Below are 22,636 nucleotides of genomic sequence, written 5' to 3' on the forward strand. Positions count from 1 at the left end.
ACGATGGCCCGGCCGCGGTCCGGCACGGGGCCAAGTTCCGTCATGGCGCCATCGTTGCGGGCAGGCTGCCCGTGGGTTGGGCAGCGGCGGCGCAACGGGGGGCCGCGGCCCGGCCCATGACATGGCACGCGGCTTGCGAACCCCGCCGCGAATATCGGGCTGCCACCCCAGGCGGGGCGGCGGCGCCACTGCATGCCCGGGAGTTCCCATGCTTCTCTACCTGCTGCGCCGGGTGGTCTATGCCGTGCCGATCGCGCTCGCGGTCGGCTTCGTCTGCTTCATGTTGGTGCAGATCGCCCCGGGCGATCCGATCAACGCCATCGTCCCGCCCGACGCCCCGGCCGATGTGGTCGAGCAGGTCCGCAAGGATTACGGCCTCGACAAGCCGCTGCCGGTGCAGTTCGGCCTCTGGATCTCGAAGGTCGCGATCGGCGATCTCGGCCGCTCCCTCGCCACCGGCCGGCCGGTCTGGGCGGATCTGCGCTCGGCCATCGGCAACACGCTGATGCTCGCCTTCGCCGCCTCGGCCATCGGCTTCACCCTCGGCTGCGTGCTCGGCGGCCTCGCCGGCACCTTCCGCGGCTCGGCGCTCGATCGCGGCGCCGTCGGCATCGCCGTCGCCGGCGTCTCGGTGCCGCATTACTGGCTCGGCATGGTGCTCGTCGTCATCTTCTCGGTGCAGCTCAACTGGCTGCCGGCGATGGGGGCGGGGCCCGGCGGCTCCTCCGATTGGGGCTGGGACTGGGACCATGTGAAGCACCTGATCCTGCCGGCGGCGACGCTCTCGGTGATCCCGATGGGCATCGTCACGCGCACCGTCCGCGGCATCGTCGCCGAGATCATGAACCAGGAATTCGTCACCGCGCTGCGGGGCAAGGGGCTGACCCGCTGGGGCGTCTTCGGGCATGTGGTGAAGAACGCCGCGCCGAACGCGCTCGCCGTGATGGGCCTGCAGCTCGGCTACCTGATGGGCGGCTCGATCCTGGTGGAGACGGTGTTCTCCTGGCCAGGCACCGGGCTGCTGCTCAACAGCGCCATCTTCCAGCGCGACCTGCCGGTGCTGCAGGGCACGATCCTGGTGCTGGCGATGTTCTTCGTCGCGCTGAATCTCTGCGTCGATCTGGTGCAGACCTCGCTCGACCCCCGCATCAAGCGCGCCTGAGGAGCCCGGCATGAGCACGACCATCACGACGGCCGCCGAGGCCGAGCTCGCCGTCCAGGCCCGGCAGGCGGTCGCCCGGTCGGAGGGCTACTGGGCCGGCGTCTGGAAGCGGCTGCGGCGGGACCCGGTGACCATCGCCTGCGCCGCCATCCTGCTTCTGATGCTGCTGGCCATCGTCTTCGCGCCGCTGCTCTCGCCGCACGATCCCTATCAGGGCAGTATGATCCGGCGGCTGAAGGCGATCGGCACGCCGAACTACCCGCTCGGCACCGACGAGCTCGGCCGCGACATCCTGACGCGGCTGCTGCATGGCGGCCGCCTCTCCTGGTTCATGGGCATCCTGCCCGTGGTCTTCGCCTTCGCCATCGGCTCGACGCTCGGCATCCTGGCCGGCTTCGTGGGCGGCAAGGTGAACATGGCGATCATGCGCACCACCGACATCTTCTACGCCTTCCCCTCGGTGCTGCTCGCCGTCGCCATCTCGGGCGCGCTGGGGGCGGGCATCTTCAACGCCATCCTGGCGCTGACCCTGGTTTTCATCCCGCAGATCATCCGCGTCGCCGAGAGCGTGACCCAGGGCGTGCGCAGCCTCGACTTCGTGGATGCGGCGCGGGCCTCCGGCGCCTCGGGCTTCACCATCGTCCGGGTGCATGTGCTCGGCAACGTGCTCGGGCCGATCTTCGTCTACGCCACCTCGCTGATCTCGGTCTGCATGATCCTGGCCTCTGGCCTCTCCTTCCTCGGCCTCGGCACCAAGCCGCCGGAGCCGGAATGGGGGCTGATGCTGAACACGCTGCGCACCGCGATCTACGTGCAGCCCTGGGTGGCGGTGCTGCCCGGCCTCTGCATCTTCGTCACCTCCATCTGCTTCAACCTGCTGGCCGACGGGCTGCGGCAGGCGATGGACGTGAAGGGCTGAGAACGGCGGGAGCGGGGGCAACCCGGCCTTCCGCCGGGCGTTGCGGGCGGCGGCTCCGGAGTGCCGCCATGTCCCACCTTACCCGCCGCCGGCTCATGCCGCTGAGCTTCCCGCTGGGCTTCGCCGCCCTCGGCCTCGGGGCCGGCCTTCTCGCCGCGCCGCGCGCGGCCCGCGCCGCCACGCGCCAGGAGATCGATGCCGAGGTCGAGGCAGCCCTGGTCCGGCTGCGGCAGATGCCCAATGCCGAGCCGCTGCTGCGGGCCGCCCGCGCGATGCTGATCTTCCCGCGCATCATCAGCGGCGGCTTCATCGTCGGTGGCCAATATGGCGAGGGGGCCCTGCTGCGCGACGGCGCGACCCGGGGCTACTACGCCATCGCCGGCCTCTCCCTCGGCTTCCTCGCCGGCGCGCAATCGGCCGGGCTGGGCATGTTCTTCATGCAGGAATCCGCCCTGAAGGCGCTGGAGCGGGCGGATGGCTGGGAGATCGGCACCGGCCCCTCGGTGGTCGCGCTCGACCGCGGGCTGCAGGCCAATGCCACCTCCACCACCCTGACCGAACCGGTCTATGCCATCACCTTTGGCCAGCAGGGGCTGATGGCGGCGCTGGCGCTGAACGGCACCAAGATCACCAGGATCGAGCCGGGGGGCTGAGCCCCGGCGCGTCCCGCCTCAGCGCGCCTCCGGCCTCGCCGGAGGCGGCTGCGCCCCGGAATCGCGCATGCGCCGCCGGGCGAGCGCCATGGCCAGCCCGACCAGGCCGAGATGCGAGAAGGCCTGCGGGAAATTCCCCACCTGCCGGCGCAGGTGGACCTCGTATTCCTCGGCCAGCAGGCCGACATCGTTGGCGATCGCCACCAGCCGGTCGAGCACCGCCCGCGCCTCCTCCCAGCGGCCCTGCAGCGCATAGACCTCGCCGAGCCAGGCGGTGCAGGCCAGGAAGGTGCCCTCCGGCTCCGGCGGCAGGCCCTCCACATCCGGGTCCGGCCGGTAGCGCAGCACCAGCCCCTCCTCCATCAGCTCGGACTCGATCGCCCGCACCGTGCCTTGCACCCGCGGGTCGTCGGCCGGCAGGAAGCCGACCAGCGGCATGCGCAGCAGGCTGGCATCGAGGTGGCGCGAGCCGTAGCTCTGGGTGAAGGTGCCCCGCTCCGCATCGAAGCCCTGGGCGCAGACCTCGGCGAAGACGGCATCGCGCACCTGCCGCCAGGCCTCGAGCGGCCCGTCGAACCCGTCCTCCTCGGCGGCGCGCACCGCGCGGTCGAAGGCGACCCAGACCATCACCTTGGAATGCACGAAGTGGCGGCGCGGGCCGCGCACCTCCCAGATCCCCTCGTCGGGCTCGCGCCAGATCTGCGCCAAATGGTCGAGGATCTGCCGCGCCATGGCCCAGCCCAGCCGGTCCGGCCGCAGCCCGACGCTGCGCGCCGCGAAGAAGGCGTCCATCACCTCGCCATAGACATCGAGCTGCACCTGCGCGCCGGCCTCGTTGCCGATGCGCACGGGCGCCGAGCCCTCATAGCCCGGCAGCCAGGGCAGGATCATCTCCGGCGTCCGGTGCTCGCCGGCAAGGCCGTAGAGCGGCCGGACCTGCTGCGGGCTGCCCGCCACGGCGCGGATCAGCCAGCGGCGCCAGGCCTCCGCCTCGCCGAGATGCCCGGCGCCGACCAGGGCATGCAGGGTCAGCGCGGCGTCGCGCAGCCAGCAGAGCCGGTAGTCCCAGTTGCGCTGCCCACCCAGCGTCTCGGGCAGGGAGGTGGTCGGCGCGGCGGCGATGCCGCCGGTCGGCGCATAGGTCAACGCCTTCAGCACCAGCAGCGAGCGGCGGACCATCTCCGGATGCGGGCAGTCCTCGGCCAGTCGGGCGCCGGCCAGCCAGTCCTGCCAGTAATGCTCGGTGGCGGCGATGGCGGCGGGCGCATCCACCGGTGGGCCCGGCGGCTGGTGGGAGGGGGTCCAGACGAGGTGGAAGGGCACCGTCTCGCCCGCCGCGACGGTGAAGCGGCCGACGGTATGGCAATCCTCGCCGCGCAGCGGCGCGGGGGTGCGCAGCGCCACCTGGTCCGGGCCGCAGACGGCGAGCAGCGTGCCGTCCGAGGCGCGGTGCACCCAGGGCACGAGGGAGCCGTAATCGAAGCGCAGCACCAGGTCCATGGCCATGGCGACGCGGCCGCGGCGGCCCTCGACGAGGCGCACCAGATCGGCGGCGCCGTTGCGCACCGGCATGCAGTCGATCAGCGCGACGACGCCCTCGGCGGTCTCGAACTCGGTCTCCAGCACCATGGTGCCGGGCCGGTAGCGGCGCCGCACCTGCCGCACCTCGCCCTCCGGGGCGATGCGCCAGCGGCCATGCTCCGGCGTGCCGAGCAGCGCGGCGAAGCAGGCGGCGCTGTCGAAGCGCGGCAGGCAGAGCCAGTCGATCGACCCGTCGCGGCCGACCAGGGCCGCGGTATGGCCATCGGCGAGCAGGGCATAGTCCTCGATGCGCAGCGCCACAGTGTCTCCGATCCGTTCCGTCCCTCGCGAGGGTTCGGGGGATAAACCCGGCTCACCCGGCCGGGTTCGGTGGCCGCGGGGCGCGCCGCGGCGGCTCGAAGCGGTAGGGCGCGTCGCTCGCCACCAGCGGATCGAGGGCGAGGCGGTGCTCGAGCGGCGGGAAGGCGCGGCTGCGGCAATCCATCCGGTCGCAGAGCCGGCAGGACAGGCCGATGCCGACCATCGCCTTCTCGAGGTCGAGCCCGTCGCCATAGACCACCTCCGGCGCGCGGGAGATGTCGCAGCCCATGGCAACGACATAGACCGGCGGCGGATCGCCCCAGCGCGCGGCGACGCCGTGCACGGTGCGGGCGACGCAGAGGAAGGTGCCGCCATCGGGGAGCTGGGCGAGCTGCACCCGCAGCGAGCCCGGCGTGGCGAAGGCCTGGTGCACGATCCATTTCGGGCAGGAGCCGCCGAAGCGGGCGAAGGGGAAACCGGCCGCGGCCAGCCGCTTGCCGACATTGCCCGCCGGATCGACGCGGAGGAAGAAGAAGGGCACGCCGCGCTGCCCCGGCTCGTCCGGCCGCTGCAGGGTGGTGAGGCGGTGGCAGGCCTGCTCGAAGGAGACGCCGAAGCGCGAGGCCAGCGCCTCCAGGTCGTGCCGCAACTCCCGCGCCGCGGCGAGGAAGGGGCCGTAGGGCATCAGCAGCGCCGCCGCGGCGTAGTTCAGCAGCCCGATGCGGATGAGCTGCCCGGCCTCGGCCGAGGAGGGCTCGAAGCCGCCGATCGCCGCCTGCACGGCATCCCCCGCCTCGAGCAGCATGAGCTGGAAGGCGAGGTGGAAGCCGCGGCTCTCCCGCGGCAGGGTCTCCGAGAGGTCGAGGCGGCGGCCCACCGGGTCGTAGCGGCGCAGCGCCCCGGGCAGGGCGGTGACGGTGACGACGAGGCCGTGTTTCTGCCGCAGCCGCTGCGCGACCGCATGGTTCATCTCCGAGGGCGCGGTGACGCCCATCTCGGCGGCGATCGCCTCGGCCGCCGCTTCCAGCTCGGCGAAATGGTTGGAGCGGTCGTGGAAGAAGTCGCGCGCCTCCTCCGTCGGCAGCAGGATGCGACGCCCCGTCGGCAGGGCGATGCCGCCGGAATCCTCCCGCGCCACCCGCCAGGCGCGGTAGAGGGCGAGCATGGCGCGCGCGACATTGGGCGCGCTGCCCGCCAGCGTCGCCACCTCCTCCTCCGGCACCTGCTCGAGCCCGAGCAGCGGATCGGCCAGCACCTCCCGCAGCCCGGTCTCGACCGCCTTCTCCCGCAGGCCGGAGAGGGCGGCGATATCGACCTGCAGCGCCTCGGTCAGCTTGATGAGCAGGGAGGCGGTGACGGCGCGCTGGTCATGCTCGATGAGGTTCAGGTAGCTCGCGGAGATGCCGAGGCGGGCGGCGAGGGCCTGCTGCGCGAGGCCCTTCTCCTGCCGCAGCCGGCGGACCGTCCGCCCGATGAGTGCCCGCGCCATGCTTTACGACCTTAACTAAATTTACAATCTTGCTGTGAAGATGCTTACAGCTTTGCCGGTTTTCACGGCAATAGGCGCTGAACTTCGGCGCCGCAATGTGAATTATTGACCTGCACGCCAGACAACGGCAGCAGGAGTTCCAAGGACCATGCGTCAGACGACCCCCACCCCCACCTATGCGCCCGATGGCAGCTTCGGGGGTGACCGGCCCGAGCCCGGCCGCTTCGACGGCATCCGCCGCGACTACACCCCGGCGGATGTCGCGCGGCTGGCGGGCAGCTTCCGGATCCAGCACACGCTGGCCGATCGCGGGGCGCGCCGCCTCTGGCAGCTGCTGAAGTCCGAGCCCTATGTGAACACCCTCGGCGCGCTCACCGGCATGCAGGCCCTGCAGCAGGTGAAGGCGGGGCTGAAGGCGATCTACCTCTCCGGCTGGCAGGTGGCGGCCGACGCCAACAGCGCCTCCACCATGTATCCGGACCAGTCGCTCTACCCGGTCGACAGCGTGCCGACGGTGATCCGCCGGATCAACAACGCGCTGCGCCGCGCCGACCAGATCGCCGTGCAGGAAGGCAAGGGCGACGACACGCACTACATGGCGCCGATCGTCGCCGATGCCGAGGCCGGCTTCGGCGGCCCGCTCAACGCCTATGAGCTGATGCGCGCCATGATCGAGGCGGGCGCGGCCGGCGTGCATTTCGAGGACCAGCTCGCCTCGGAGAAGAAGTGCGGCCATCTCGGCGGCAAGGTGCTGGTGCCGATCCAGCAGCACATCCGCACCCTGAACGCGGCCCGGCTCGCGGCCGATGTCGAGGGCGTGCCGACCGTGCTGCTCTGCCGCACCGATGCCGAGAGCGCGCAGCTGCTCACCAGCGATGTCGACGAGCGCGACCGCCCCTTCATCACCGAGGAGCGCACGCCCGAGGGCTTCTTCCGCATCCGGCCCGGCATGGGCAAGCAATACGCCATCGCCCGCAGCCTGGCCTATGCGCCCTATGCCGACCTGCTCTGGTGGGAGACCTCGGACCCGGACCTGCAGGATGCCCGCGACTTCGCCGAGGCGATCCAGAAGGAGTTCCCGGGCAAGATGCTCGCCTACAACTGCAGCCCGTCCTTCAACTGGCAGCGGAAGATGGGCGTCGAGGCGGCGAGCAAGTTCCAGCGCGAGCTGGGCGCCATGGGCTACAAGTTCCAGTTCGTGACGCTCGCCGGCTTCCACAGCCTGAACCTGTCCATGTTCAAGTTGGCCCGCGGCTACAAGGACCGCGGCATGGGCGCCTATTCCGAGCTGCAGCAGGCCGAGTTCGCGGCCGAGGCCGAGGGCTTCACCGCGGTGCGGCACCAGCGCGAGGTCGGCGTCGGCTACTTCGACGCGGTGGCGACAGCGGCCGGCGGCGGCCAGTCCAGCACCACGGCGCTGGCGACCAGCACCGAGGCGGCGCAGTTCCATGACGACCATGGGCACGCCCCCGGACACGCCCCGGCGAAGCAGCCCGCCCCGGCGAAGTGAGCCAAGGGTGCCGCGCCGGGTGAGGCGCGGCACCCCCGACCATCCACCAGCACGACGAGGAGGCTTCCGATGTCCCACGACGATTACGACGACGGCTTGGTGCATTCCCATGGCTGGGCCAGCGAGCCGCTGGCGCCGACGACCGGCCCGATGCGGCGCGGCGCCGAGATCGCCGAGGCCATGGCCCGGCATCCTGAGGAGGAGGATTACGACGACGGCCTGGTGCATTCGCATGGCTGGGCCAGCGCCGAGCGCAGCCTGCTCGCGCATCAGCGCTGAAGGCGGCACCCCCCGCGAGGGTGCGCAGGCAGTCTCGCGGGGGCTTAAAAGCGCCCGTCAAAACCGTCGCTGCCCGTTGTCCTGCCGCGGCTTCGCCGCGGCAGGCTGTGACGGTTCCTGGGCAGGAGGGAACGCCAAGGGGTCCCCGCAAAGCCGCGCAGCGGTTTTGCGGGGGCGCTAGTTCATCATCCCGGCCGTGACGTTCACCGCGGTCGCCAGGATCACGACGTTGAACAGGAAGGCCACCAGGCTGTGCGCCAGCGCCAGCCGGCGCAGCAGCCGGCTCGAGATCTCCACGTCGGAGGTCTGGAAGGTCATGCCGATGGTGAAGGCGAAGTAGAGGAAGTCGCTGAAATCGGGCGGCTCGCCGCCCGGGAAGTTCAGCCCGCTATCCGCCTGCCAGTATTCATGCGCGTAGCGCACCGCGAAGAGCAGGTGCACGAAGAGCCAGGACAGCAGGATGGCGAGCGCAGCCAGCGCGATGTCGGGCACCGCCATGGGGTCGGAGCGCGAGGCGAGGAACCATCCCACCGCCCCGAGGGCCGCGACCGAGGCGGCGAGGCTCGCCGTCAGCACCGCCGCCTCGCCGTCGTCGAGCAGCTCGGCCCGCCGGCGGATCTGCGCCGGGGTGGCGCGGTGCATGACGCGCAGGGTCGGGCCGGCATAGGCGAGCACCGCGACGCACCAGCCGATGAGCAACGCCGCCGGCAGGTGCAGCCCGCCGAGCCACAGCAGCGCCCCGGCCAGGGCGCCGAGACCCGCTGCGGCCAGCAGCACCGGCCGGTGGAGAAGGCCGAGCCTGAGGCGCATCAGCCGCTGGCCAACGCCTGCATGAAGACCGCCGGATCGACATTGCCGCCGCTGATGACGATGCCGATGGTCCGCCCGCGCGTGTCCAGCCGGCCGGCCAGCAGCGCGGCGAGGGCGACGGCGCCGCCGGGCTCCGTCACCAGCTTCAGGTGGTCGAAGGCGAAGCGCATGGCGCGCAGCACCTCGCCCCGGCTCACCGCCAGGCCGCCGGCGAGGCGCGGGCGGTTGATGGCGAAGGTCAGCGCCCCGGGCTGGCGCGAGAGCAGGGAGTCGCAGAAGCCGTCGGCCTGACCGTCTGCGGCGATGCGCCGACCGGCCTCGAGGCTCCGCCGGGTGTCGTCCCAGCCCTCGGGCTCGACCGCCCAGACCTCGGCCTCCGGCGCCAGCGCCTCGACCGCGAGCGCGCAGCCGGCGATCAGCCCGCCGCCGCCGGTGCAGACGGCGAGGCAATCGAGGGCGAGGCCGGCGGCGCGGGCATCCTCCAGCATCTCCAGCGCCACGGTGCCCTGGCCAGCGATCACATGCGGATGGTCGAAGGGCGGGATCAGCGTCGCGCCGCGCGCTGCGGCGAGCCGGGCGGCGAGCGCGTCGCGGTCCTCGCCATGCCGGTCGAAGGGATGGATCTCGGCCCCCCAGCGACGCGTGCTCTCCACCTTGATGGCCGGCGCATCCCGGGGCATGGCGATCAGCGCCGGCATGCCGAGCATCTGCGCCGCGCAGGCGATGGCCTGGCCGTGATTGCCCGAGGAATGCGTCACCAGCCCGCCCCGGCGCGCCGCGGGATCGAGCAGCAGGGCGGCGTTGGTGGCGCCGCGCAGCTTGAAGCTGCCGGTCTTCTGCAGCGGCTCGGGCTTCACCAGCACCGTGCCGCCAGTGATCTCGTCCAGCAGCCGGTGGCGCAGCAGCGGCGTGCGCACCAGCTTGCCGCGCAGCCGCGCCGCCGCCGCCTCGATATCGGCGAAGCCCACGGTCTCGCTCATGCTTCAATCCTCGCCTCTCGCGGCCCGCCTGTCCCGATCCCGCCATCGGCAGGATGCCGCGGGCAGCAGCTTACCCCGGCTCCAGCCGCATCCGCAGCGTCACCTGGTGGCGATCGCCATCGGCATTCTCCTCGGTCGCGACCTCGGCGCCGATCTGCCGGGCCAGGGCGCGGACCACCGTCTCGCCCATCCGGCCCGCGGCGAGGTCCTGCGGCAGCAGGGTGCCGCCATCGGCGACCGTCACCACCAGCCGCTCGGCCTCCAGCCGGGCCTCGAGGCGGATCGGATGCTCGGCGCCCGGGGGCCGCTCGCGGCGCAGCGCATCCGTCACCAGCTCGGAGAGGATGAGGGCGAGCGGGATCGCCCGCTCGGCGTCGAGGGCCAGCGTCTCCGGCGCGGCGATGCGGATATCGCAGCCCGGATGCTGCACCGAGGCGCCGGCCGCGAGCTCGCGCAGCATGTCGGAGAGGCGGACGCTGCGCAGGTCGGGGCTCATCTGCAGCGCCCGGTGCGCCTCCGCCACCGCCTGCACGCGGGCGGTGGCCGCCTCCAGCGCCTCGCGCGCCGCCGGTTCCGGCATGCGGCCGGATTGCAGCCGCAGCAGCGCGGCGACGAGCTGCAGGCTGTTCTTGATGCGGTGCTCCGCCTCGCGCAGCAGCCGCTCCTGCATCGCCAGCGCCTCGCGCAGCCGCGCCTCGGCCTGGTGCCGCTCCTCGACATCGGTGCAGGTGCCGACCCAGTGATGGATGCGGCCGGCGGCGTCGCGCACCGAGGCCGCCCGCACCCGGTGCCAGCGATCCTCGCCCTCCGCGGTGCGGATGCGCGCATCGGCGTCGTACTCGCCGCCCCCGGCCAGCGCCGCCGCCCAGCCGGGGGCGAGCCGCGCGGCATCCTCGGGATGCAGCGCCGCCATCCAGCCGGCCTCAGCCAGCGGGGCGAGGCCGAGGCCGGTCAGCGCCCGCCAGCGCCGGTTGACGTATTCCATCCGGCCGGCGGCATCGGTCTGCCAGACGAGATGCGGCATCGCCTCGGCGAGGGTGCGGAACCGGTCCTCGCTCGCCCGCAGCGCCTGCTCGGCGAGCTGCCGTGCCTCGGTATCGGCATTGGCGCCGACCCATTCCAGGATCCGGCCGTCCTCGTCGCGCCGCGGCACCGCGCGGGCGGTGCTCCAGCGCCAGGTCCCATCGGCGCGGCGGAGGCGGTACTCGACCTCGTAGACCTCGCCGCTCATGACCGAGGCCTGCCAGAGCGCCGCGGCGCGCGCCCGGTCCTCGGGATGGATCGCCTCCTGCCAGCCCTTGCCGCTGACCGTCGCCGGATCGAGGCCGGTCACCGCGGCCCAGCTCGCATTCTCCAGCACCGCGCCGTCCGGCCCGGCGATCCAGACGGCGAGCGCGCCGACCTCGACCAGGGCGCGGTAGCGCTCGGCCTGCGCCTCCCGCTCCGTGACGTCGCGCAGCAGGGCCAGCGCGCCGGCGACGGCGCCGTCGGCGCGGATCGCCGAGAGCTCGATGTCCCAGCGGCGCGCCGCGCGGCCATCGAGACGCAGCGGGAGGGCCTCCACCCGGCGCGCGACGCCCGTGGCATGCACCTCCTCCAGCATCGCCAGCAGGGCGGCGCCAGGCTCGGGCAGGGCGGCGGCGAGCGGCCGGTCGCGCAGCGCCGCCTCGGGCCGCGCGACGGCGGCGAGGAAGGCGCGGTTGGCGAAGCGGATGACCTGCCCGGCGCCCTCCAGCACCAGGACCGCCATCGGCGATTCCTCGGCAAAGCCGCGGATGCATTCGATATCGGGCAGATCGGACCGACTGTCCTCGGGCATGGTCCGCATCCCCCAGGGTTCGGCCTCTGTCAGGGAACCATTAGCGGCTCGGCGCGATGCCGACGACTGGGCGGCGCCGCGGGCGTCATCACAGCAAAGGGAAATCGGCCGGCAAAGCCGAGGAAAGTCCGCGCGATGCCGAAGCCGCCGTGGCACCTGCCGCGACAGCGCAGGTCTGGTCCACGCCATCCGCCGATGCCAGGCAGCCCGATTCGCGGTAGGCAATCGGTCGAGTGTCCAACGGGAGTCCCGCTGCATGCCCCTGTCGCCGCCCGCCCCGCGCGAAATGCTGCATCGCCGCGCCATCGACATCCGCGGCTGGCGGCGGGAGGACGGGCTGTTCGACATCGAGGCCTATCTCGAGGACACCAAGGCCTATCCCTTCGAGAACGAGGACCGCGGCACCATCACGCCGGGCGAGCCGCTGCACGGGCTCTGGCTGCGGCTGACGGTGAACGAGGAGATGGTCATCATCGCCGCCGAGGCGGCCTCCGACCACACGCCCTACACGGTCTGCCCGGGCGCGGCGCCGAATTTCGCGCGGCTCGCCGGGCTGAAGGTCGGCCCTGGCTTCAACCGCGCCGTGGTCGAGCGGGTCGGCGGCATCCTTGGCTGCACGCATCTGCGCGAGGTGCTGGGCCAGATGGCGACGGTGGTCTTCCAGACCCTCTATCCGCTCCGCGCCGCCGAGGAGCAGGCGGAGACCGCCCGCATCCTCGCCACCGGCCAGCGCCCGGCGCGGCCGCCCGCCATGGTCGGCACCTGCATCGCCTATGCGCCGGACAGCCCGGTGACGCAGGCGCGCTGGCCCTGGCTGCGGCCGCCGGCGACGGACCAGGCGGCGGAATAGGCCGCCACCGGGCGGCGATCGCCTCAGCCCCCGGCGATGCGGCCGCCGGCGAGGGGCTGCGGCGCGCCGGTGGTGCCGGGGAAGGTGAGCGGCAGCCCATGCCAGCAGCGCGCCGCCAGCACGCCGAAGGCCTGCGCCTCCAGCGCATCGCCGTTCCAGCCCACCACCTCGGCCGCCCGCACCGGCTGCTCCAGCGCGCCGGCCAGCGCCCGCATCAGCGCCGGGTTGCGCCGCCCGCCGCCGGCCACCAGCCATTGCAGCGGCGGCTGCGGGAAATGCCGGGCCGCGGCGGCGACGCAGACGGCGGCGAAGGCGACCAGCGTCGCGGCGCCATCCGCCGGGGAGAGCGCGCCGGCTCCCGCCTCCTTCAGCGCCCGGTCGAAATCCAGCCGGTCGAGAGATTTCGGCGGCGGCGCGGCGAGGTAGGGATGCGCCAGCAGCCGCGCCAGCACCGCCCCGTCCGGCTGGCCCGAGAGGGCGAGCGCCCCGTCGCGGTCGTAGTCGGACTGGGTGTGCCGCCGGGCCCAGTCGTCCAGCGGGCCATTGGCCGGGCCGGTATCGAAGGCGAGCAGGCTGCGGTCGCGGCCGATCCAGGTCACGTTGCCGACCCCGCCGAGGTTGAGCACGGCGAGCGGCTTGGGCAGGGTCGCGGCCAGCGCCGCATGCACCACGGGGACCAGCGGCGCGCCCTGGCCGCCGGCGGCGACGTCGGCGCTGCGGAAATCGAAGGCGACCGGCAGGCCGGCGCGGCGGGCGAGCCAGTCGGCATCGCCCACCTGCCAGGTGCGGCCGGGCGCCGCATCGCCGGCGCGCGCCGGCCGGTGCAGGATGGTCTGGCCGTGGAAGCCGATGAGGTCGGCATCCTCGCCCAACAGCCGCAGCGACTCGGCGCGCAGCCGCTCCACCGCCTCGGCATGCCGCTCGGTCAGGCGGCGGACGCAATCGGCGAGGAAAGGGTCTTCCGGCGCGAGCGGCGGCTCGCCCGGCACGCCGACCGCGAGATCGAGCAGCCGGCGCAGGTCCCGCCGCAGCGGCGGGTCGTAGGGCAAGGTGAGGGTCGGTCCGATGCGGCCGATCGCCTCGCCATCCGTCTCGATCCAGGCAGCGTCCACCCCGTCGAGGGAGGTGCCGCTCATCAGCCCGATGGTTCTAAGCATGCCCCCCCTGTGCTACGGGAGCGGCCCGCATGCCAAGGTCAATCTCAGGTGGCCTGGGCCAGAGTGGGAAACCAGAGCGAGAATCGAGCGGCAGAGACGATGAGCGGCCCCGAGAGCGAGTTCCTCCGCCAGGCGGAGGAACGCGGCTACATCCACCAGATCACCGACCGGGCGGCGCTGGATGCGCGGCTGCGGGCCGGGCCGGTCGCCGCCTATATCGGCTTCGACTGCACGGCCGACAGCCTGCATGTCGGCCATCTTGTCTCCATCATGATGCTGCGGCTGTTCCAGCGCGCCGGCAACCGGCCGGTGGTGCTGATCGGCGGCGGCACCACCAAGATCGGCGACCCCTCGGGCAAGGACGAGGCGCGGCAGCTGCTGACCGAGGCGGGAATCGAGGCCAACAAGGCCGGCATCCGCCGCAGCTTCGCCAATTTCCTCGACTTCGGCGAGGGGCCGGCCGGCGCCCTGATGCTCGACAATGCCGAATGGCTGGACGAGCTGCGCTACATCCCCTTCCTGCGCGAGGTGGGGCGGCACTTCTCGGTCAACCGCATGCTGACCATGGACAGCGTGCGGCTGCGGCTCGAGCGCGACCAGCCGCTCTCCTTCCTCGAATTCAACTACATGCTGCTGCAATCCTACGACTTCCTGGAGCTGCACCGGCGGCATGGCGTGGCGCTGCAGATGGGCGGCTCCGACCAGTGGGGCAACATCGTCATGGGCGCCGACCTGGTGCGGCGCATGGGCGGGGCGAGGGAAGGGGCCGAGGCCTTCGGCCTGACCACGCCGCTGCTCACCACCGCCTCGGGCGCCAAGATGGGCAAGACCGCCGCCGGCGCGGTCTGGCTGAACCCCGACCGGCTGGCGCCCTACGACTACTGGCAGTTCTGGCGCAACACCGAGGATGGCGACGTGGCGCGCTTCCTCGGCCTCTTCACCGAGCTGCCGATGCCCGAGGTGCGGCGCCTCGGCGCGCTCGGCGGCGCCGAGATCAACGAGGCGAAGAAGGTGCTGGCCACCGAGGCGACGGCGCTGCTGCACGGCCGCGCCGCGGCCGAGGCGGCGGCGGAGACGGCGCGGCTGGCCTTCGAGCAGGGCCAGGCGGCGGCCAGCCTGCCGGGCATCGCGCATGCCCTGCCGGCGCCGGTGATCGACCTGCTTGCCGCCGCCGGCCTGGTCGCCAGCAAGGGCGAGGCGCGGCGGCTGATGGGGCAGAACGGCGTGCGGCTGAACGACGCCCCGGTGACCGACCCGCAGCGGATGCTGACCGAGGCCGACCTGCAGGACGGCGCCGCCAAGCTCTCGCTGGGCCGCAAGCGGCACGTGCTGGTGCGGCCGGTATAGCCCAACGCCCCTCAAATGCCGGGCGCAAACCTTCGGTTTGCCTGGCTTCGCGGCGTCGCGCCGTCAGGCGCGCCTGGCGGCGCGACCCGCTGGCCCCGTTCGGGGCCTCGGACCGGTCAAGGGACCAGTCCGTCCATACCTGACGCCGCCCGCGTCAGGCCCGGCCGGCGCGCCGCTCCGCGCGCAGCGCCACCCAGAAGCCGAGCTGGGCGCAGGCCCCGGCCAGCACCATCACCAGCGCCGAGGCCAGCGCCGGGTCCGGCCCGATCCCGGCCAGGGCGCTGCACAGCGCGCCCACCGCCATCTGGCTGAAGCCGTAGAGGCCCGAGGCCGAGCCGATCACCTTCGGGTCGAGTCCCACCGCCTTGGTCAGCGCCGTCGGGCTGGCCATGCCGACGCCGAAGGTGAAGACCAGCATCAGCCCCATCACCACCGGCACGCTGAGGCGGCCGAGCAGCACCGCGGCGAGCAGCGCCACGGCGCTCAGCAGGCTGAGCAGATTGGCGCCGACCATCAGCCTCTCCGCCCGCACCCGGCCGAGCAGCCGGCCAATCAGCAGGTTGCCGCAGGCCATGCCGAGGATGAGCAGGCCCAGATAGAATCCCACCTCCTCCACCGGCCGGTGGAGGTCGGCGACGAAGACGAAGGGCGCGGCGGCGACGAAGGCGTACATCGAGGTCGTGGCGCAGCCGCCGCCGATGGCGTAGCCGAGGAAGGCGGGCGAGGCGAGCAGCCCTCGCCAGGCGCGCCACAGCGCCCGCGCGCTCATCCCGCCGCCGCGCTGCCCCGCCCCCTGGCCCGTCTCCGGCAGCAGCCGCCAGGAGAGCAGCAGGTTGGCGAGGCCGAAGCCGGTCAGCAGGACGAAGATCGAGCGCCAGCCGAGATGCGAGGCCAGCAGCCCGCCCACCAGCGGCGCCAGGGCCGGCCCGGTCATCATCATCAGGGTGAGCAGCGCCATGCGCCGCACCACGTCGTCCGCCGTCGCCGTGTCGCGCGCCATGGCGCGGCCGAGCACCAGGCCGGCGCAGCCGCCGAGGGCCTGCACGAGGCGGGCGGCGATCAGCAGCCGCACCCCCGGCGCGAGCGCCGCGGCGAGGCCGGCCAGGGTGAAGAGGCCGAGGCCCCACATCAGCGTCGGCCGCCGCCCCAGCCGATCGGAAAGCGGGCCATAGACGAGCTGCCCGACCGCCAGGCCGAGGATGTAGAGGCTGATCGTCGCCTGCATCGCCGAGACGCTGGCGCCGAGATCGGCGGCCGCCTCCGGCAGGGCCGGGACGAACATGTGCATCGCCATGGTGCCGCTGAGCGTGATGAGGAAGAGCAGCCAGAGCGGCGGCTCGCGCAGTCGGGGTTGCGCCATGGGGCTCCCTGCCGGTTCGGTGCCGCCGCGGCGGCATCGCCCATGGGAATCGCCCTGGCACGCCTTGGCAAGGGGCAGGGACCCTGTCCCATCGCCGGGGCCGCCGCACCGGTGGCGGCGCCCGTTCAGGCCCCGGGCGTCAGCCGGCGGGCGGCGTCGCGGCGCCGGATGGCCGCAGCAGGAAGCCGCGATACTCGAAGGGCTCGGGCGCGCCAACCGCGGCCACCCGCTCGCCGATCATCATGAACTCGCGCTCCAGGGTCAGGCCCGCGGCCTGCGCCGCCGCGAGCAGCTCCGGATGGGCGAAGACGCGGGTCAGGTATTCCGTGCGGTAGCCATCCGCCGACCAGGGCCGCTGCACCACGGCGAAGGAGGCCGCCGAGCGCACGAAGGGCGTCCGGCTCAGGAAGACCCAGCCCTCCGCCGCATCCGCGAACTGGCGCAGCTGCGCCTGCCAGTCGGGGGCGTATTGCAGGGAGCCGCTGGCGAAGACCAGGTCGTAGCGCCGCGCGAAGCACTCCGCGGGATCGCTGGCGAAGCGGACCCGCGGCAGCACCTGCCGGCCGGCGGCGCAGAGGGAGGGCCGGTCGCAGACGGTGTAGTCGATCTCGACCTCCGGCAGGACGGCCTCGGCGATCGCGGCGTAATGGCCGATGCCGCCGCCCCAATCGAGGACGGAGATCCGCTTCCGTCCCGCCGCCGCCCGGGCCAGCACGTAGGAGAAGACGAGGATGAAGTTGTGGGCGGCCGGGTCCTCCGAGCCGATCTGCGCCGCCTCGTGATAGATGCCGAGCGGCGTGGTGCTGCGCAGCGCGGCCAGGAAGGTCGGCCATTTGGCGAGCTGCGTCTCGGCGATGCTCGGATGGTCCCACCCGGCGGTGCGCGGGTCGTCCGGCTGCCAGCCCTCGGGCACGTATTCCCATTCCGGCGGCCGCGGATCGGGCGCCGGCGGCGCCTCGGCGACAACCGGGGCGATCGCCGGCGCCGCGGCCTCGGCGACCGGTTCGGTCGGCATCGCCGGCGCCGCCTGCGCTGGGGCTGGCGGTGCCAAGGGAGGGGCCAGGGGACGGGCCAAGGGAGGGGCCAAGGGCGGTGTCGGGGGCGGGGGCGGGACGAGCGGCATCGGGCTGGGCGCGGCCCCGCCCCGCAGCAGGCGCCGCATGGCCGCGCGCATCGCCGGTTGGCGCGAGACGACATCTCGCAGCCGCGCGGTCGAGCGCCAGAGGGTGCTGCTGGCGATCGCCTCCGCCTTCGCCTCCGCCAGGGCGGCGCGGTGCTCCAGCTCGGCGATCCTCGCCTCGGCGATGGCGGCCTCCGCCGCGAGCCTGGCCATGCCGGCCTGCGCCGCCGTCGCATCGCCGGCGAAACGGGCGATCTCCGCCTGGGCCGAGGCCAGCATCCGGCCGAGCTCGTCCGTCCGCGTCTGGGTCGCGGCGATGCCGGTCTCGAGCTCCGCCACCCGCGTCCGCGCCGCGGCGGCCTCCTGTTCCAGGCCGGCGGTCCTCGCCGCGGCCGCGCCGAGCTTCTGCTCGAGCCGCTGCGTCTGGTTCTCCATGGCGGCGCTCCGCTCGGCTGCCTGCTTCGCCCGGTCCACGGCCTGGACCATGGCCGCCTGGGCATCGAGATTGAAGGGATCGAGCTGACCGGACAACTGCGTGAAGGTGCGGCAGTCGATCCCCGGCTCGCCGCAATCGATGGCCGCCTCCAGCAGCTCGAGGGCGAGCGCCTGGCGCGGCTGGTCCTTGGCGAAGGTGGCCAGCAGCAGGCCGAGGGCGACGCGGACCGGATCGGCCGGCACCTCCAGCCGCGCCAGCTCGGAGCCGAGGGCGCGTTCCAGCGTGTCGGGCGACAGGGCGAGGAAGCGCCGCAGCACGCGCCGCGTCTCCCAGGCCGAGCGGCGCATCACCCGGCTGCTGGGCCAGCTCGTGTTCTTCCCCTCGCCAAGGACCCGGTAGGCGACCAGCGGCTCGTCCAGCACCCTGATCTCGTGCTGGGTGACCAGCCGGATCCAGAGGTCGAAATCCTGCAGCTGGACGAGAAGCGGGTCATAGGCGCCGATCTCGGCCAGCACCACCCGCCTGATCATTGCGGTCGGATGGCAAAGCGCATTCCCTTGCATGAAGAAATGTCGCAGCCAGGCGAACCGGTTCGGCAGGTCGTCGATGAAGGCGTGCTCATAGGGATGGCTGCCGGGCGCGCAGGCCCGGCCATGCTCGTCGATGAAGTCCGCCTTGCCGAAGACGGCGGCGATGCCGGGGTTCTCGTCGAGAAAGGCGACCTGGCGTTCCAGCTTGCCGGGATGGAAGACGTCGTCCGAGCAATGCAGGGCGATGTATTCGCCCTTGCAGCGTCTGATGCTCTTGTTCAGCGTATTGGAATAGCCCGAATTCGGCCGTGTGATCCTGGTGCTGAGTCTTGAGTCGGAGAAGGAGTTGATGATTCTGGCTGTGTCGTCCTTCGATCCATCATCCGTGACGATGAGTTCGAGATCGTCGAAGGACTGCGTCAGGACGCTTTCAATGGCTTCCGCGACATAAAGCTCGTGATTGTAAGTAGGCAGGACCACGCTGACCTTGGGCACGCGCAACATTCCGGCTGGCTCCATCCCCTTGCCGGATCATATCGATCAATGTTGCAGACCGGAACCTATAAGGTGATTGGTTTTCCAAAATACTCTTCCTGAAAGCGTGGAGCGTAACGTTCCGTGACGCAGTAACGGCAGAGGCTTATTGTGCCGTTATCGGCATGAAAAGCGTGCGTGACGGCGCCGCGATCTGCCAGGACCGTGGAAACGCCCAAGGGGGCCTGCCGGGGCGCCTACCGCTCCGCGCTGCCCAGCCCGAACAGCCCGCGCAGGAAGCCCGGCGTCAGCGCCGCCAGCGGGTTGACCGAGACGGTGGGGTCGGCGAGCGACCCCTGCACCCGGTAGGTGGCGGCGAAGACCCCGCCCCCCGCCTCGGGGCTGAACAGCCGGCCGAGGATCGGCAGCCGCCCGAGCAGGGTGTTGAAGACATAGGCCGGGACGATGGTGCCCTCGATCGCCGCGGTTTTGCGCAGCCGTTGGATCCGCCCCTTGGCGGTGATGCCGAGCGAGGCCGAGAAGGCCCGCGCATCGGTCAGCGTCAGCGTCTCCGGCGTCAGGGCGAAGGGGGCGACCAGCCGGCTGAAGACCAGCCCGCTGCCGCCGCGCACCGCCTCGACCAGCCCGTAGAGCGTCATCGCCTGCAAGGCCTTGGACAGGGCCGGCGCGTCGCGCAGCACGAACTCCTCCAGCTCGGCGGTGCCCTCCAGCGCGGCGCCGGGGCGCAGCTCGCCATAGCTCGCGCTCACCGAGAGCCGGCCGCCGCGGATCGAATCCGTCACGTCGAGGGCGTGCAGCAGCGCCCCGCCGTCGCGCGCCGTCAGCCGCAGCAGCCGGTGCTGGCCCTGCGGCGCGAGGGTGAAGTCGAAGCCGCCCTGGCCAGCAGCGGCGCCGGTGCGGCCGGTGGCGCGCGCCTCGCGCAGCAGGCCGTTGGCATCGCTGCGCAGCCGCGCCTGCAGGTCGTGCAGCAGCCGCCCCTCGCCCATGGTCCCCTGGTCGAAGCGGAGATCGAGCTGCAAGGGCAGGCCGCTCTCGTCCGCCGCCGCGGCCGGGGCCGGCCCGGCGGCATCGGCGGGGCCGAGCACCGGCCGCAGATCCACCAGCGGCCCGCGCAGGCTGGCCGCCCAGGGGCCGCCCTCGCGCGCCGGCCGGGTCACGGTGCCGGCGAAGCGGGTGAGGCCGAGGCTGCCCTCGCCGACCTCCACCCGCTCCAGTCGCGCCTTCGGCCCGAATTCGGCGCGGCCGCGCAGCGCCAGGTCGAGCGTCGCCAGCCGCATCGCCTCCATCGAGGCCAGGGTCTCGCCCTGCAGCCGCAGCGTGCCCTCGAACAGCCCGGCCGCGCCGGGCGGCTTGCTCCAGTGCAGCGCCTCGAGGCCGAGCCGGGCGTCGCGCAGGTCGCCGCGCAGCGCGACGCTGCCCTGGCCGTTGCGCCGCTTCTCGTATTTCGCGTCGAGCGCCACGGTGCCGCCCAGCACCTGCCCGGTCTCGACGCCGAGCGCCTTGACCTGCGGCGCGTCGAAGCGGCCGGCGAGGGTGCCGCGATCGGTCACCTGGCTGGCCGGCCCGCTGCGGAAATCCATCTCCAGGCCGAGCCGGACCGGGGCGCCGACCAGCAGCGCCTGACCGTTCAGCTTCATCCCCTCGGTATCGACCGCGAGGTCGAAATTGGCCCGGTCCAGGTCGCGCTCGGCCAGCGCGTTCAGCAGCTTCGCCTCCGTCACCCGGCCGGTGGCGCGGATGCGCAGCATCTCCATCGGCAGGTCGTGCAGCAGCGGGAAGCCGATGCTGAGCTGCGCCTCGGCCTGCCCGGCCACCGCCTGCGCCTCCAGCTTGCGCTTCTCGAAGAGCTTGAGCCGGGGCTGGCGCAGCACGGTGAAGATCTCGGGCAGCGGCCCGGCGACCTGCAGCGCCATGTCGGCCGCCCCCGGCTCGGTATCGAGGCCGCTGAAGCGCACCAGTGCGTCCCGCACCTCGATCCCGCCCGGCCGGCCATCCGCCCGCGCCTGCCGGACGCCCTGGCCGCGCAGGATGATCTCGGTCGGGGCGAAGTCCACGGTGCCGGAGACGCCGACCGCCGGCGGGATCGGGCGCAGCCAGTGCACCGTCGCGCCGGTGACCTGCACCTGCCCCGTGAGCCCGGTGAGGCGGATGCCGTCCAGGCTCTCCGGCACCTCCGCCTGCGCCTGCCAGTGGCCATCGCGGACCCGGCCGGCGGTGATGTTCTGCACGATCCAGTCGCGCGCCCCCGGGACGATCCCCGCCGGCCAGTAGCTGGCGAGATCGGCGACGCGCAGCGCGTCGAGCGAGGCCTCGCCGGCGATCCGCCAGGCGCCGTCGCGCAGCACCGCCCGGCCATCGGCGGCGAGGCTGGGCGAGGGGCCGCCGGCGGCGCCGGTCGCCGGTAGGCGGAGCTGCAACCGGTCGAGCGCCGCCTCGCCCGGCGCGTAATGGCCGGCGAGCGACAGGCTCTCGGTGGCGAGGCGGCCGCCGCCGAGCTGGAACACCGCCTGGGCCAGGCTGGCCTCGACGCGCGCCGCCTCCAGCCGCAGCCCGTCGAGCGCGGCGGGCAGGGCGAGGGAGAGGCTGGCCTTCGCCGCCTGCAACTGGCCGGCGGGCAGGGCGGCGAGCGCCTCGGCCCGCAGCGCCGGGGCCAGGGCGGCCGGCCAGAGATAGGGCAGCTCGGCCGCCTGCAACGGCCCGCCGGCGAGGTCGATCGCCGCCAGCCAGCCCTCCTCGCGCTGCCGCACCGTGCCCTCGGCGCGCAGCGCCGGGCCGGGCTGGCCGAGCCGGCCGGGCAGGCGCAGCACCGCCTCGCGCACCGCGAGGCTGCGGCTGTTGCCCTCGACCTCGGCGGTGAGGCCGGCGAGCGGCAGGCGCTGACCCGGGGCGAGCACCAGCGCCCCCGGCCCGCCCTCAAGCCGCGCCCGCATCCGGTCGGGCCGGGCATCGGCGTCGAACTCGGCCTCGGCGGCGAGCGTCACCGGGGCGTCGAGCGCGGCGAGCGGCGCCAGCGGCGGCCAGAAGGCCGCCAGGGCGGCGGGTTGCAACGCCGGCAGGGCGAGCCGGGCCGAGAGGCGCATCGGCGTGCCGCGGGCCATGCCGCTCAGCCGCACCGGCAGGCTGACCGCGCCGGCCTGCAGCACCGCCGCACCCTCGCCGGCCAGCCCGCCGGCCGCGGCGCGGCGCAGATCGAGCCGGGGCTCGAGCAGCCGCCAGGTCAGCCCCGCGGCCGGATCGGTGAGCACCATTTCGCCGCCATTCACCCGGATGCGGCGGAGCGCCGCCAGCGGGTCGCGGTCGGAGGCCGGCTGCATCAGCCGCCCGAGCAGGGCGGAGAGCTGCGTTCCGGGCGGCGGCGCCTCCGCGGGGGGCGCCGCGCCGCCCGGCCCGAGGCCGAGCGCGATGCCCTGGTCGGTCAGCACGGCCTGCAGCCGCGGCCGCCGCAGCTCGATCGTTGCCGGCGCCAGGACACCGTGCAGCAGGGCGCGGAAGGAGAGCGCGATGCTCGCCTCCGGCAGCACCATCTCGGCCTCGCCGCCCTGCAGCCGGACCGCGCCCAGGCGGATGTCGAGCGGCGCGGCGGTGCCGCCGCGGAAGCCCTCCCAGGCGATGGCGGCGTGGCCGATCGACAGGCGCAGCCCGTCGGGCCGGTCGTTCACCGCCGCCTCGATGCGGCGGGCGAGCTGCGGCAGCTCCAGCGGCCGCTCGCCCAGCCGCCAGGCCAGCAGGCCGAGCCCGGCGAGCAGCACGAAGAGCAGGCCGATCGCCCCGGCGGCGCAGCGGCGGGTCCAGCGCCAGCCCCAATGGGGAAGCGCCCGGCGGCGCGGGCCTGGATCGGGCGAGGCTTGACCTCGGCCGCCGCTCACCCCTTCCCTCCG

16 protein-coding genes are annotated in these 22,636 nt (G+C 73.4%); 7 read left to right on the forward strand and 9 right to left on the reverse strand.

The annotated features are described in order from the left end of the window. Nucleotides 1-208 precede the first annotated feature (208 nt). The 3 genes from HJG45_RS08045 (at nt 209) to HJG45_RS08055 (ending at nt 2,734) form a co-directional block, all read left to right on the forward strand. A complete protein-coding gene (locus tag HJG45_RS08045) occupies nt 209-1,162 on the forward strand; it encodes an ABC transporter permease (RefSeq protein ID WP_171611573.1) in 954 nt (317 codons plus the stop codon). Nucleotides 1,163-1,172: 10 nt separating this feature from the next. Next, nucleotides 1,173-2,081, forward strand: a complete 909-nt coding sequence (locus tag HJG45_RS08050) for an ABC transporter permease (RefSeq protein ID WP_171611574.1) — start codon at nt 1,173-1,175, stop codon at nt 2,079-2,081. A 68-nt stretch (nt 2,082-2,149) separates the two neighbouring features. Continuing rightward, nucleotides 2,150-2,734, forward strand: a complete 585-nt coding sequence (locus tag HJG45_RS08055) for a YSC84-related protein (RefSeq protein ID WP_217362864.1) — start codon at nt 2,150-2,152, stop codon at nt 2,732-2,734. Between the two features lie 18 nt (nt 2,735-2,752). Here HJG45_RS08055 and HJG45_RS08060 read toward each other — a convergent pair whose 3' ends face one another. Both HJG45_RS08060 and HJG45_RS08065 read right to left on the reverse strand, forming a co-directional pair. Continuing rightward, nucleotides 2,753-4,576, reverse strand: a complete 1,824-nt coding sequence (locus HJG45_RS08060; RefSeq protein ID WP_171611575.1) for a glycoside hydrolase family 15 protein — start codon at nt 4,574-4,576, stop codon at nt 2,753-2,755. Between the two features lie 52 nt (nt 4,577-4,628). Further along, nucleotides 4,629-6,065, reverse strand: coding sequence for a short-chain fatty acyl-CoA regulator family protein (locus HJG45_RS08065; protein ID WP_171611576.1), 1,437 nt, complete (start codon nt 6,063-6,065; stop codon nt 4,629-4,631). A 148-nt stretch (nt 6,066-6,213) separates the two neighbouring features. Here HJG45_RS08065 and aceA point away from each other — a divergent pair, with 148 nt between their 5' ends. Both aceA and HJG45_RS08075 read left to right on the forward strand, forming a co-directional pair. Continuing rightward, nucleotides 6,214-7,575 carry an isocitrate lyase gene (aceA, locus tag HJG45_RS08070; protein ID WP_171611577.1) on the forward strand — a complete coding sequence of 454 codons (1,362 nt, stop codon included), beginning with the start codon at nt 6,214-6,216 and terminating at the stop codon, nt 7,573-7,575. A 69-nt stretch (nt 7,576-7,644) separates the two neighbouring features. Continuing rightward, nucleotides 7,645-7,854, forward strand: a complete 210-nt coding sequence (locus HJG45_RS08075) for a hypothetical protein (RefSeq protein ID WP_171611578.1) — start codon at nt 7,645-7,647, stop codon at nt 7,852-7,854. Nucleotides 7,855-8,031: 177 nt separating this feature from the next. Here HJG45_RS08075 and HJG45_RS08080 read toward each other — a convergent pair whose 3' ends face one another. From HJG45_RS08080 to HJG45_RS08090, 3 genes are all read right to left on the reverse strand, one after another. Next, entirely contained in the window at nt 8,032-8,664 is a 633-nt protein-coding gene (locus HJG45_RS08080) for a DUF1345 domain-containing protein (protein WP_171611579.1), read from the reverse strand. After that, nucleotides 8,664-9,644, reverse strand: coding sequence for a threonine/serine dehydratase (locus HJG45_RS08085; protein WP_171611580.1), 981 nt, complete (start codon nt 9,642-9,644; stop codon nt 8,664-8,666). Before HJG45_RS08085 ends, HJG45_RS08080 begins: the two co-directional genes overlap by 1 nt. A gap of 70 nt (nt 9,645-9,714) precedes the next feature. Continuing rightward, complete coding sequence (locus HJG45_RS08090; RefSeq protein WP_171611581.1) at nt 9,715-11,463, reverse strand: PAS domain-containing protein; 1,749 nt, start codon at nt 11,461-11,463, stop codon at nt 9,715-9,717. A gap of 256 nt (nt 11,464-11,719) precedes the next feature. Here HJG45_RS08090 and HJG45_RS08095 point away from each other — a divergent pair, with 256 nt between their 5' ends. After that, a complete protein-coding gene (locus HJG45_RS08095; RefSeq protein WP_171611582.1) occupies nt 11,720-12,313 on the forward strand; it encodes a DUF2889 domain-containing protein in 594 nt (197 codons plus the stop codon). Nucleotides 12,314-12,336: 23 nt separating this feature from the next. Here the strand turns inward: HJG45_RS08095 and HJG45_RS08100 are convergent, their stop codons facing one another. After that, entirely contained in the window at nt 12,337-13,470 is a 1,134-nt protein-coding gene (locus HJG45_RS08100) for an anhydro-N-acetylmuramic acid kinase (RefSeq protein ID WP_171611583.1), read from the reverse strand. A gap of 99 nt (nt 13,471-13,569) precedes the next feature. Between HJG45_RS08100 and tyrS the strand changes: the two genes are divergently transcribed. Beyond that, nucleotides 13,570-14,817, forward strand: coding sequence for a tyrosine--tRNA ligase (gene tyrS, locus HJG45_RS08105; RefSeq protein WP_171611584.1), 1,248 nt, complete (start codon nt 13,570-13,572; stop codon nt 14,815-14,817). A gap of 154 nt (nt 14,818-14,971) precedes the next feature. On the opposite strand, the gene HJG45_RS08110 is transcribed toward tyrS, so the two are convergent. The 3 genes from HJG45_RS08110 to HJG45_RS08120 all read right to left on the reverse strand — a co-directional run bounded on the left by HJG45_RS08110 (nt 14,972) and on the right by HJG45_RS08120 (nt 22,624). After that, nucleotides 14,972-16,177, reverse strand: coding sequence for a multidrug effflux MFS transporter (locus HJG45_RS08110; protein ID WP_171611585.1), 1,206 nt, complete (start codon nt 16,175-16,177; stop codon nt 14,972-14,974). Nucleotides 16,178-16,316: 139 nt separating this feature from the next. Continuing rightward, entirely contained in the window at nt 16,317-18,758 is a 2,442-nt protein-coding gene (locus HJG45_RS08115) for a methyltransferase, TIGR04325 family (RefSeq protein WP_171611586.1), read from the reverse strand. Nucleotides 18,759-18,994: 236 nt separating this feature from the next. After that, entirely contained in the window at nt 18,995-22,624 is a 3,630-nt protein-coding gene (locus tag HJG45_RS08120; RefSeq protein WP_171611587.1) for an AsmA-like C-terminal region-containing protein, read from the reverse strand. Nucleotides 22,625-22,636: the final 12 nt, after the last annotated feature.

It is taken from the genome of Roseicella sp. DB1501, from assembly GCF_013112485.1.
Lineage (GTDB): Bacteria > Pseudomonadota > Alphaproteobacteria > Acetobacterales > Acetobacteraceae > Paracraurococcus.